The following is an 11,590-nucleotide window of genomic DNA, read 5'->3' as shown; positions in this document are numbered from 1 at the left end:
AGAACGGATGAAATCTTGGATAAGGTCAGCCCTGGCGCCGGCGGTGCTGCCGGTGGCACTGTCAGCTGCCATGCTGGTTACGGCCTGCGGACCAGGCAGCGGTGCGGCAAAGGACAGTACGGCTGTGACATCTGCCCGGACAGAAGCAGAAAGTACGGATGGGTATCACGGCGCGGCGGCTGATGACGGGGAGGATGGAACGGACGGGACGGATGGAACGGCAGAATCCCATGAGGATTTAGAGGAATCTGAGGCAGGGAAAGAGGACGGGATAATAATAGGACTTCCGCAAAATGAAAACTGGTGCATGGACCCGGTCTACAGTACGGAGGAAGGAACTGTGGAGCAGGTCATGTTCCATGACGGGATAACGGATTCAGACGCCATACTACGCGCATCCAGGGAAGAGGACGGGGACCCGTCCGTATTCTACTATATGTTTGATGACAGCAGGAAAGGGACATGGACAGCCAAGTCGGAGGATGGGACTGAAATTATCATCACGGTGGAGGTTACAATAGAAAATTCCGATATACCCGGTGTGCTTGCCACATGGGGGTACAATGGGACGCTGTTTGCGCTGTGGGAAGATGACGCGGTGTCTGCAGTGGATTCGGTGGCAAAACTGGCTGTTGAGATAGCAGGGAGAAGCAGATAGGATAGTATACAGATTAAAAGGCGGAGTTGTCTGACGGGTAGCATCCCAAACAAGGCAGCCCGCCTTTTTCCTGTCAATGGGCTGTTTTGGACGTGATTCCCCATGGAATACTGAAGTGGGCGCGGGATTACAGCGCCTGATCTGTTTCGGAACGTCTGTAGGTGATGATGTCATCAATATCACAGTTCAGTATCCGGCAGAGGTCATTGATGGTGGTGGTGCTCAGAGGTTTATTCTTGCGCAGGCGGTCAATGGTGGAACTTGACAGGTTATGATTATAAATCAGAGTATAGGTAGATTCCTCAGACTGTTTTAGGGTGTTCCAAAAAGGTTCGTATGTAATCACGGTGTTTCCTCTTTTCTTGTGATATAAGTATTTAAAGTTTAACTTAAAACCAGGCTCCCGTATTGAAATAACGCAGAATTTACCGTTCAAAATGGTGAAAATTTTCACAGGGATATTTCCTTGAGGGGATAAAAACAGCGTTTTCAGGCCATGGCCTGATCTTGCAGGTCAAACATCTATTTAAAGAACGAAGGATTGATTCCTATTCCCCTTTATATTAAAAAAATATATGTATTTTCCAGTGTTTTAAGGAAAAAGTAAGACAGCGTAAGAGGAATAGGACTTGCTTTTTTTGAAAAAGTTTGTATAATAAGATAACGGACTTAGACTAAGCAGCAAAAAGGTGAAGTATATGCTTATGAATCGAATCCAGGAGGCGGAGTAAGATGAAAATCAGGAAGGTACTGGGCAGTTTTGCATGGGTCCTGCTTGCAGCGCTGCTGATTATGGTTAATGCCACAGCAGCCAGTTCGGACGGTATGTTTAACCAGAAAGAAAATACCAATGTATCAACTTCGATGATTCAGTAAAAGTAAGGCAAGGCAATATAACAGGAAAAGACCAGGCGGCCAGGTCTTTTTTTGTTACCTCCTTCCATGATATGCTCCTGGGTCCCACCCTATATTTCCCGGCGGGAATGGTACCGTAAGTTTTGCAATATAGTCGGCAAAAAGGGACATGGCTTATTCCTTTTCAGGGTGATAAGATAAAACCATGAGTTTCAGGAACGCGCAAATAACAATATTGGTCAGTATCATTCATTCAGGAGGGAAAGGCTATGCATTTATTAGACAGTGAACTGAAGGACAGGGAGCAGTGGGAAAAGGCAGGAATCAGGCTGCCTGGATTTGACAGGGATGCCATGAAGGAAGCCACGAAGGAATGCCCCCGGTGGGTACATTTCGGTGCGGGCAATATCTTCCGCGCATTTCCGGCGGCGCTTCAGCAGAAGCTTTTAGATGAGGGCGTGGAGAAAACCGGGATCATCGTGGCAGAGGGCTATGATTATGAAATCATTAAGAAGGCATACAGACCCCAGGATGATTTAAGCCTGCTTGTAACCCTGAAAGCCAACGGGACCATTGAGAAAACAGTAATCGGCAGCCTTGCGGAGTCGCTGGCCGTGGACCGTCAGGATGAGGCTGACTGGAACCGCCTGAAGGATATTTTCGCAAGCAGCACCCTTCAGATGGCCAGCTTCACCATCACGGAAAAGGGATACGGCATCACATCCCCCGACGGCTCTTACCGTCAGGATGTAGCTGGGGATTTTGAGGCTGGCCCGGATATGGCGGACAGCTATATCGGAAAACTGGTATCCCTGTGCCACTGGAGATATACCCATGGTGCAGCGCCTCTGGCCCTGGTAAGCATGGATAACTGCTCACACAACGGCGATAAGCTGTTTGCGGCAGTGGATGCCTATGCAAAAGCCTGGACGGAAAACGGAAAGGCGGCCCGGGGATTCCTGGAGTACATTGAGGATCCTGCCCGTGTGTCCTTCCCATGGAGCATGATAGATAAAATCACCCCACGCCCGGATGACAGTGTTAAGGAAATGCTGGAAGCTGCAGGTTTTACCGACACAGAAAGCATTGTCACAAGCAGGAACACTTACGTGGCGCCCTTTGTCAACGCGGAAGAGGCGGAGTACCTGGTGATTGAGGACGCGTTCCCCAATGGACGCCCGGCCCTGGAACAGGCAGGCGTCATGTTCACGACCAGGGATACGGTGGAGAAAGTGGAGCGCATGAAGGTCTGCACCTGCCTGAACCCCCTTCACACAACGCTGGCAGTGTATGGATGCCTGTTGGGATACACGAAGATCAGCGAAGAGATGAAGGACGGGGACCTGGTTAAACTGGTGGAGCTGATTGGCTATAAGGAAGGTCTGCCGGTAGTGACCGACCCGGGCATCCTGTCACCCAGGAAATTCATTGACGAGGTGCTTAAAATCCGTGTCCCCAATCCATTCATGCCGGATACGCCGCAGAGGATTGCATGCGATACGTCCCAGAAGCTGTCCATCCGCTTCGGGGAAACCATTAAGGAGTATCTTGCAAGACCGGAACTGGATGTCAGGTCCCTTAAGTTCATTCCCATGGTGCAGGCTGGATGGTGCCGTTATCTTCTGGGCGTGGATGATGAAGGCAATTCATTTACAGTCAGCCCTGACCCGATGTACGGGGAGCTGGCAGAAAAACTGAAGGGCGTCAAAGTAGGGGAGCCCTGCGATGTCCATGCCGTTCTCCAGCCGATTTTGAGCAACGCCGCCATATTTGGCGTGGATCTGTATGAAGCAGGGCTGGGCGGATATACTGAGGATATCTTTGCTGAACTGATTGCGGGGAAGGGCGCTGTCAGGAAGGCGCTTAGGAAACATCTGCAGGAAGCGTGAGGGCAGACTGCGCGGGGCCGCGTCTGCGAAGCGGGCCAGGACGGACGGCGGGGCCGGGACCCTGGGCTTTGCAGGGATAGCTTCTAAGGCCTGACAATATAAAAGACGGGGAGGTTTCTGGTTTTGACGGCAGAATCCACCCCGTCTTTTATGCTGCCAGAACCTGGGGAACTATTTAGTATTTTACAGAAAGTGGGAGAAATTAATGAAATCGTAACAAAAATGTCATATTTTATGTACAAATCCACAGGATTATGCTATTATAGTGGGAACGAATGGAAGAAATTACCGGATTCACCGGACTTACAGGCATTTGCCTTTTGAGGATAGATAGCATAAGAATGAGGAAGACAGAGGTTACGTATGAAAAGGTGGATAGCAGCAGGTATCATTGCATTGATTTTAACCGGATGTACCCGGTATGAGCCGTCTGAGGAGATGACGATGGCAGAGGAAAGCCGGACGGAACCGGAGACAGGGCAGGCTCAGGAGGCGGCGGAGCCTGCAGAGGCCATCACTATTTCCAAGTATCCCCCCAGGGACCGGGTGAAGGTGAAGGGCATCTATGTGTCTGCTTATGTGGCGGGAACCGGTGATATGATGGATAAGATCATTGAGGAGATTGACCGGACGGAACTGAATGCGGTGGTTATCGACGTGAAGGATGACCAGGGCCGTATTACGTTTGATATGGATTCACCTACTGTGAATGAGATTGGGGCCTGCCAGGCATTTATCGGGGATCTGCCGGGGCTGATCCGCAAGCTGGAGGAGCATGGGATTTATCCCATTGCCAGGGTGGTGGCATTCAGGGATCCGTATCTGGCGGAGCAGAAGCCGGAGTGGAGCCTGCATGTGGCGGATGGCAGCATTTACCGGGATAATAAGGGACTGGCCTGGGTAAACCCATATAAGAAGGAAGTATGGGATTATCTGGTAGAGGTGTCTAAGAAGGCCGGGGAGATGGGCTTTAAGGAAATCCAGTTCGATTATATCCGGTTTGCCGTGGATAAGACCATGAAGGACGTGGTGTTTGATGAGGCTGATACCGGGGGGCGTGACAAGACCCAGGCCATTACGGAATTCGTCAGCTATGCATATGATGAACTGGCAGAGGAAGGGCTTTTGGTGTCCGCGGATGTGTTTGGGACCATCATGAGAAGCGAAGAGGATGCGGCGGCCGTGGGCCAGGAATATGGGGATATGGCTGAGCATCTTGACTATATCTGTCCCATGATTTATCCTTCCCATTACGGCCCGGGTAATTTTGGTATTGCAAATCCGGACGCGCAGCCGTATGATACTATCAGGCATGCCTTGAAGGATTCCGCGACATTGCTGAAGGCTTCCAGGAAGGAAGATGCGGGACAGGCGGTCGTGCGTCCGTGGCTGCAGGATTTTACAGCTTCTTATCTCAAGGATTATATTGATTATGGGGATGAGCAGGTGCGCCAGCAGATCCAGGCTGTCTATGATTCGGGATATGATGAGTGGATATTGTGGGATGCAGGGGTATCCTACCATTATGGCGGTCTTCTGACGCCGGAGGAGGCTGCTGCAGAGGAACAGGAGATTGCTGAGTCCAGGGCTGCATTGCCGCCGGAAACAGAGGCTGCGCCGCCATCGGAGACAGAGGCCCCGGCGGGGACTGGGACTGGGCCGTGAATAGGGGCTGTGCCTTGAGCAGGGGCACTGCCGCACAGGAGGCAGGGACAGATATGGACAGAATACCAAAGCCTGGTGAATTTTACAGGCACTTTAAAAATAAGCTGTATCAGATAGTGACAGTGGCCATACATTCTGAGACAGGCGAGAAGATGGTGGTCTACCAGGCGCTTTACGGGGACTATAAGACGTATGTGCGGCCCCTCAGTATGTTTATGGGCGAGGTGGACCATGGGAAGTATCCGGATGTGGAACAGCGCTGGCGGTTTGAACAGATTGACATGGAGGAATGACAGCATTGTTTGATTTAGAGGAAGAACTGAAGAAACTCCCGGCCAGCCCGGGAGTTTATCTTATGCATAACAACAGGGATGAGATCATCTATATCGGCAAGGCCATCAGTTTGAAGAACAGGGTGCGCCAATATTTTCAGAGCAGCCGCAACAAGACGGCCAAGATTGAACAGATGGTTTCCCATATCGCATGGTTTGAATATATACTTACGGATTCGGAGCTGGAAGCCCTTGTGCTGGAGTGCAACCTGATCAAGGAGCACAGGCCCCGCTATAATACCATGTTAAAGGATGATAAAAGCTATCCTTACATTAAAGCGACCATGGGCGAGGAGTTCCCAAGGCTGCTGTTTGCCCGGGATATGAAAAAGGACGGGAGGAGCAAATACTTCGGGCCTTATACAAGTGCGGGCGCGGTCAAGGACACGCTGGACCTGATCCATAAGCTGTACCGTATCCGGACCTGCAGCAGAAGCCTTCCAAAGGATATCGGCAGGGACAGGCCCTGCCTTAACTATCATATCAAGCAGTGTGACGCCCCCTGCCAGGGATACATCACGGCCCAGGAGTACCAGGCCAATTTCAGCCAGGCCCTGGATTTCCTCAATGGCAGATATGACCCGCTTCTGAAGACACTGCAGGAAAAGATGGAGAATGCTTCGGAAAACCTGGATTTTGAACGGGCCATTGAGTACAGGGAACTGTTAAACAGTGTGAAGCAGGTTGCACAGAAGCAGAAGATTACCAGCAGCAGTATGGAGGACAGGGACATCGTGGCCATGGCAAGGGATGAGAAGGACGCGGTGGTACAGGTGTTCTTTATCCGTGAAGGCAAGCTCATCGGCAGGGACCATTTCCATGTGTCGGCTGCAATGGCGGAGAACGAAGGTGAAATCCTGGACAGCTTCGTGAAGCAGTTTTATGCAGGGACGCCCTTTATCCCCAGGGAACTGTGGCTTCAGCATCCACTGGCGGACGAGGAGGTCATCAGCCAGTGGCTGAGCGCGAAACGGGGCCAGAAGGTGCGCATCGTTGTGCCGAAAAAGGGGGAGAAGGAACGTCTGGTGGAACTGGCTGCCAGGAACGCCGCCCTTGTGCTGTCCCAGGACAAGGAACGGATTAAGAAGGAGGAGCTGCGTACCATCGGGGCCATGAACCAGATTGGGGAGCTGATCGGTATCGGCGGTATCCGGCGGATGGAGGCATTTGATATATCCAATACCAGCGGTATTGAGTCCGTTGGCTCCATGGTGGTGTACGAGGACGGCAAGCCCAAGCGCAGTGATTACAGGAAATTCAAGATAAAAACAGTCCAGGGTCCCAATGACTATGCGTCCATGGAGGAAGTGCTCACAAGACGCTTTTCCCATGGCATGCGCGAGGTAAGGGAGCTGGAGGAAAAGGGCGGGGATTTAAATCTTGGAAGCTTTACACGGTTCCCTGACCTGATCATGATGGACGGCGGAAGGGGACAGGTGAACATCGCCCTGGAGGTCCTTGATAAGCTGGGACTTTCTATTCCCGTGTGCGGCATGGTCAAGGATGACAGCCACAGGACCAGGGGGCTGTATTACAATAATATAGAAGTGCCCATTGACAGGCACAGCGAGGGGTTCCGCCTGATTACAAGGATACAGGACGAGGCGCACCGTTTTGCCATCGAGTACCACAGAAGCCTCAGGGGGAAAGGACAGGTGAAATCCATCCTGGACGATATACCGGGAATCGGACCGGCCAGGAGGAAGGCATTGATGCGCCACTTTAAGGATATCGAGTCAGTGCGGGCCGCTTCGGTGGAGGAACTGGAGCAGGCGCCCCAGATGAATAAGCGGGCGGCCCTTGCGGTTTATGGGTTTTTCCATGAAGACAGGCCGGAGGGCGTCCAGGATGGCCCGCAGGTTAAGACGCAGGATGACATGGGCGGCAGCGCACAGGAAAGCCAGTGATTGGGTTCCAGATTCTGGAAGCTGACTTGGGAGAAAACACATGACAAGAAGTTTAAAGTATGATAGTATGATAAGAGTTAAAATAGAAGCATAAGCAGCTTAAGGGGGTATTACCATGCATGGAGTAACCATATCGGAATTAATTGAGAAAATGAAGCTTCGCAACACCACTCCGGATATTGACACGGACAAGATCGTGCTGACACACCCGGACGTGAACCGTCCTGCCCTGCAGCTCACCGGATTTTTCGACCATTTTGACAGGGAACGGGTTCAGATCATCGGATACGTTGAGCAGGCATATATTAATACCATGGACCAGGAGCGCAAGCGCCTGATGTATGATAAACTTACATCCAGCCAGATTCCCTGCCTTGTATTCAGCCGCAGCCAGGAACCGGATGAGGACCTGCTGGAGTTCTGTAATTATTACGGCGTGCCCTGCCTTGTGTCCGATAAGACCACGTCTGCCCTTATGGCGGAAGTGATCCGCTGGCTGAATGTCAAGCTGGCCCCCTGCATAAGCATTCATGGAGTGCTCATCGATGTATTTGGTGAAGGCGTGCTGATCATGGGAGAGAGCGGGATTGGCAAAAGTGAGGCTGCCCTTGAACTGATTAAGAGGGGACACCGTCTTATCACCGATGATGTGGTGGAAATCCGCAAGGTCAGTCATGACACCCTGGTGGGCAGTGCGCCGGATATCACCAAGCACTTTATTGAGCTGCGGGGAATCGGCATCATTGATGTCAAGACCCTGTACGGCGTGGAGAGCGTGAAGGATACCCAGAACATCGACATGGTCATAAAGCTGGAGGACTGGAGCAGGGATAAGGAATACGACAGGCTTGGACTGGAAGACAGCTACACGGAATTCCTGGGCAACCAGGTGGTATGCCATACAATACCCATCCGTCCCGGCCGTAACCTGGCCATCATCGTGGAATCCGCCGCAGTCAATTACCGCCAGAAGAAGATGGGCTATAATGCTGCCCAGGAGCTGTACAACAGAGTGCAGGCCAACCTTGGGAAAGCCAGCGATGATTAAGAAAATGAATATTGAGTGAGGATTGCAAGTTGAATTTGGAACACACATTAAAAGATATCCTTGAATCAGAACTGCCAGGATGCAGGTTCATGGAACCCATGAGCAGACATACGTCCTTTCGGATCGGAGGACCGGCAGAGGTCTTTATAAGTCCTTCCGGCGAGGAGGAACTGGCGGCCGTGCTGCGTGTGTTAAGGACCTACCATGTGCCCTGGAGGATTCTTGGGAATGGCAGCAACCTTCTGGTCAGCGACAGCGGCTGCGAGGGAGCGGTGATTGCCATGGAGGGAATCTGCCATATGGAGGCATGCGGCAGATTCCTTCGCGTGGGAGGCGGCCAGCTGTTAAGCCGGGCGGCCCATCTGGCCCTTAAGCATTCCCTGACAGGCATGGAATTTGCCGCAGGGATCCCGGGCAGCGCAGGCGGCGCACTGGTCATGAACGCAGGCGCCTATGGTTTTGAGATGAAGGATATCCTCAGGGAAGCCAGGGTCATGACCCCGGAAGGCGAGGTCCTTGTGCTGGATGCGGACCGGCTGGACCTGGGGTACCGCACCAGCTGTATCCCATCCAAGGGGTATATCGTACTGGAAGCCGTATTTGGCCTGGAACCCGGCGACAGGGCTGCAATCGAAGCCAGGATGAAGGAACTGTCAGACCGGCGCCGGGAGAAGCAGCCCCTGGAATATCCCAGCGCAGGCAGCACCTTCAAACGCCCCCAGGGGTATTTTGCTGGCAAGCTGATTGAGGACGCGGGCCTTCGGGGATATCAGGTGGGGGGAGCCCAGGTGTCTGAAAAGCACTGTGGGTTTGTAATCAACAGCGGCAGCGCAACGGCATCCGACGTGATGGCGCTTTGCGGCCATGTCAGGAAAAAGGTCATGGAAACCTCCGGTGTGGAACTGGAGATGGAAGTGAAACGCTGGGGCCGGTTCTGACAGGCCGCAGTACTGGCATATTATCAGACGGGACAGAGGTGGATGGATGAAGCTTGTGATTGTAACCGGAATGTCCGGGGCAGGCAAGACGATAGCGCTCAAGATGCTGGAGGATTTGGGCTTTTACTGTGTGGATAACCTCCCCATTTCACTGGTGGATAAATTCTCACAGCTGGCGGCGGTCGGCGGTGAGATTAAGCAGGCAGCCCTTGGGATTGATATTAGAAGCGGCGAGGAACTGAACCAGCTGGAGGCCATCCTTAAGGGATGGAAGGACACGGGCCTGGATTACCAGGTCCTGTTCCTGGATGCCAATGACGGGACCCTCATCAAGCGGTATAAGGAAACACGGCGCAGCCATCCTCTTGCCGGGGCCGGCCGTCTGGACAAGGGGATTGAGAAGGAGCGCCTGAAGCTGGCATTCCTTAAGAAGGATGCCGATTTCATCATTGATACGAGCCAGCTGCTTACCAGGGAACTGAGACAGGAGCTGGAGAAGATTTTCCTTAAGGACCAGGATTTCAATAACATGTTCATCACCATCCTTTCCTTCGGCTTCAAATATGGGATTCCCGAGGACGCGGACCTGGTCTTTGATGTGCGTTTCCTGCCCAATCCATATTATGTGGAGGACCTGCGCCCGCTGACCGGGGAAGACCAGGTCATCCGGGATTTTGTGATGCAGGGCGGGACCGGACAGGCATTCCTGGATAAACTGTATGACCTGATTGATTTCCTTCTCCCCAATTACATCCGTGAGGGCAAGAACCAGCTGGTTGTTGCGGTGGGGTGCACCGGGGGAAAGCACCGTTCGGTTGCCATGGCCAATGCGCTTTACGGGCACCTGTCCGGCCACAAGACCTACGGCATTAAGATTGAACACAGGGATATTGACAAAGATAATAAAAGGAAGTAGCATAAAAATGTCATTTTCTTCCAGAGTAAAAGATGAACTTTCCAGGCAGGCAAGCGCTGCAAGACATTGCCGGATAGCGGAGATGTCTGCCATATTAAGCCTTTGCGGCCGGGTGAAAATATCGGCGTCCGACCATTTTTCCATTGAAATGCATACAGAAAATGTGGCAGTTGCAAGAAAGTACTTTACATTATTGAAAAAAACATTTAATATAAGTACTGATGTTTCAATTCGCAGAGGCGGGAATGTTTCGCGGAACCGGACATATATTGTAGCAGTCAGGGAACATGATGATGCACTTAAGGTACTTCAGGCGGCCAAGCTCATTGACGCCCAGGGTGAGATCCGGGAGGATCTGTCGCTGGTACGCAATGTGGTGGTTCAGAATGCCTGTTGCAGAAGGGCTTTTATCAGAGGGGCGTTTCTCGCTGCGGGTTCAATCAGTGACCCGGAGAAATTCTACCATTTTGAGATTGTCTGCCCTTCCATGGCAAAGGCTGAGCAGCTTAAAGGCATCATAGCCGCGTTTGATATGGAACCCAAGATAGTATTGAGGAAAAAGTACTATGTGGTCTATATCAAAGAAGGGGACCAGATTGTGGACATCCTTAACGTGATGGAGGCGCCCGTGGCCCTTATGGAACTGGAGAACATCCGGATACTCAGAGGGATGCGCGGCAATGTGAACCGTCAGGTGAACTGTGAAACAGCCAATATCAACAAGACCGTGTCTGCGGCGGTAAAACAGATGGAGGATATCCGTTTTATCCAGGAGACCATAGGACTTGACGGGCTTCCGGAAAGTCTTCAGGACATGGCCCGCATACGGCTGGAACGGCCTGAAGCAACCTTAAAGGAGCTTGGAGAGGCCTTAGAACCGCCAGTGGGCAAATCAGGTGTAAACCACCGTCTGAGGAAACTGGGCCAGATGGCGGATGACCTGCGGCAGCAGTTGCCGGACAGTTAGTATTGTTTCATTAAGTACAATTCAGTATGGGCACCGGAATGGAAGCCGTGACAGGGCTGCTTGGGCAGCGGACATGGCTGCGTACCATTCAAAGGAATGAGGAGGATAATTATGGTAAAGAAATTGATCACAGTTGAATTGTCATCAGGGCTGGAAGCCAGGCCGGCAGCTATGCTTGTACAGGTGGCAAGCCAGTACGAAAGCAAGATTTATCTGGAAGCTGAGGCGAAGCGCGTGAATGCCAAGAGCATCATGGGAATGATGACCCTGTGCCTCACTGCCGGTGAAGCCATTACAGTGGTGGCTGAAGGTGATGATGAGGAACAGGCAGTTTCTGAGATTGAGAAGTATCTGAAGAACCAGGAATAACAACCGCCTTATACAGAGTATGATCATAGATTTAAGAACCGGGAGC

11 protein-coding genes and 1 pseudogene are annotated in these 11,590 nt (G+C 52.0%); 11 read left to right on the top strand and 1 reads right to left on the bottom strand.

Features of this window, described 5'->3' with window-relative positions; translation table 11 throughout:
* The first annotated feature begins 7 nt into the window (after positions 1-7).
* Positions 8-658 (top strand): hypothetical protein, encoded by a 651-nt coding sequence (locus MCJ35_RS11520; RefSeq protein ID WP_025487061.1) that lies wholly within the window; start codon positions 8-10, stop codon positions 656-658.
* Positions 659-785: 127 nt separating this feature from the next.
* Here MCJ35_RS11520 and MCJ35_RS11515 read toward each other — a convergent pair whose 3' ends face one another.
* Positions 786-1,004: a helix-turn-helix domain-containing protein gene (locus MCJ35_RS11515; RefSeq protein ID WP_025487062.1), complete on the bottom strand. Its 219-nt coding sequence runs from the start codon at positions 1,002-1,004 to the stop codon at positions 786-788.
* Between the two features lie 386 nt (positions 1,005-1,390).
* Between MCJ35_RS11515 and MCJ35_RS11510 the strand changes: the two genes are divergently transcribed.
* From MCJ35_RS11510 to MCJ35_RS11465, 10 genes and pseudogenes are all read left to right on the top strand, one after another.
* The gene (locus MCJ35_RS11510; protein ID WP_168164703.1) at positions 1,391-1,534 is read left to right on the top strand and encodes a hypothetical protein; all 144 of its coding nucleotides are present in this window, start codon (positions 1,391-1,393) and stop codon (positions 1,532-1,534) included.
* A gap of 248 nt (positions 1,535-1,782) precedes the next feature.
* Positions 1,783-3,402 carry a mannitol dehydrogenase family protein gene (locus MCJ35_RS11505; protein ID WP_025487063.1) on the top strand — a complete coding sequence of 540 codons (1,620 nt, stop codon included), beginning with the start codon at positions 1,783-1,785 and terminating at the stop codon, positions 3,400-3,402.
* 363 nt (positions 3,403-3,765) lie between these two features.
* A complete protein-coding gene (locus MCJ35_RS11500) occupies positions 3,766-5,067 on the top strand; it encodes a putative glycoside hydrolase (RefSeq protein ID WP_025487065.1) in 1,302 nt (433 codons plus the stop codon).
* 53 nt (positions 5,068-5,120) lie between these two features.
* Positions 5,121-5,354: pseudogene (locus MCJ35_RS11495) on the top strand (DUF1653 domain-containing protein); the annotation flags it as partial.
* 11 nt (positions 5,355-5,365) lie between these two features.
* Positions 5,366-7,306 (top strand): excinuclease ABC subunit UvrC, encoded by a 1,941-nt coding sequence (gene uvrC / locus MCJ35_RS11490; protein ID WP_025487067.1) that lies wholly within the window; start codon positions 5,366-5,368, stop codon positions 7,304-7,306.
* A 115-nt stretch (positions 7,307-7,421) separates the two neighbouring features.
* A complete protein-coding gene (gene hprK / locus MCJ35_RS11485; RefSeq protein ID WP_240299487.1) occupies positions 7,422-8,354 on the top strand; it encodes an HPr(Ser) kinase/phosphatase in 933 nt (310 codons plus the stop codon).
* 29 nt (positions 8,355-8,383) lie between these two features.
* Complete coding sequence (gene murB / locus MCJ35_RS11480) at positions 8,384-9,292, top strand: UDP-N-acetylmuramate dehydrogenase (RefSeq protein WP_227796771.1); 909 nt, start codon at positions 8,384-8,386, stop codon at positions 9,290-9,292.
* Between the two features lie 46 nt (positions 9,293-9,338).
* Positions 9,339-10,208: an RNase adapter RapZ gene (rapZ, locus tag MCJ35_RS11475; RefSeq protein ID WP_008716580.1), complete on the top strand. Its 870-nt coding sequence runs from the start codon at positions 9,339-9,341 to the stop codon at positions 10,206-10,208.
* 7 nt (positions 10,209-10,215) lie between these two features.
* Entirely contained in the window at positions 10,216-11,175 is a 960-nt protein-coding gene (whiA, locus tag MCJ35_RS11470) for a DNA-binding protein WhiA (protein WP_008716578.1), read from the top strand.
* Positions 11,176-11,286: 111 nt separating this feature from the next.
* Entirely contained in the window at positions 11,287-11,544 is a 258-nt protein-coding gene (locus MCJ35_RS11465) for an HPr family phosphocarrier protein (RefSeq protein WP_008716573.1), read from the top strand.
* Positions 11,545-11,590 lie beyond the last annotated feature (46 nt).

Origin of the sequence: Enterocloster sp. OA13 (assembly GCF_022440595.1) — a bacterium.
Taxonomy (GTDB): domain Bacteria; phylum Bacillota; class Clostridia; order Lachnospirales; family Lachnospiraceae; genus Enterocloster; species Enterocloster hominis.
Note: the sequence above shows the minus strand (reverse complement) of the source record. Positions and strands in the feature narration are given on the sequence as shown.

Bases quoted from the DNA above. Each gene is read 5' to 3' on its own strand.
- MCJ35_RS11520 (WP_025487061.1), top strand. From the start codon at position 8: ATGAAATCTTGGATAAGGTCAGCCCTGGCGCCGGCGGTGCTGCCGGTG.
- whiA (WP_008716578.1), top strand. From the start codon at position 10,216: ATGTCATTTTCTTCCAGAGTAAAAGATGAACTTTCCAGGCAGGCAAGC.
- hprK (WP_240299487.1), top strand. From the start codon at position 7,422: ATGCATGGAGTAACCATATCGGAATTAATTGAGAAAATGAAGCTTCGC.
- MCJ35_RS11510 (WP_168164703.1), top strand. From the start codon at position 1,391: ATGAAAATCAGGAAGGTACTGGGCAGTTTTGCATGGGTCCTGCTTGCA.
- MCJ35_RS11505 (WP_025487063.1), top strand. From the start codon at position 1,783: ATGCATTTATTAGACAGTGAACTGAAGGACAGGGAGCAGTGGGAAAAG.
- MCJ35_RS11465 (WP_008716573.1), top strand. From the start codon at position 11,287: ATGGTAAAGAAATTGATCACAGTTGAATTGTCATCAGGGCTGGAAGCC.
- rapZ (WP_008716580.1), top strand. From the start codon at position 9,339: ATGAAGCTTGTGATTGTAACCGGAATGTCCGGGGCAGGCAAGACGATA.
- MCJ35_RS11500 (WP_025487065.1), top strand. From the start codon at position 3,766: ATGAAAAGGTGGATAGCAGCAGGTATCATTGCATTGATTTTAACCGGA.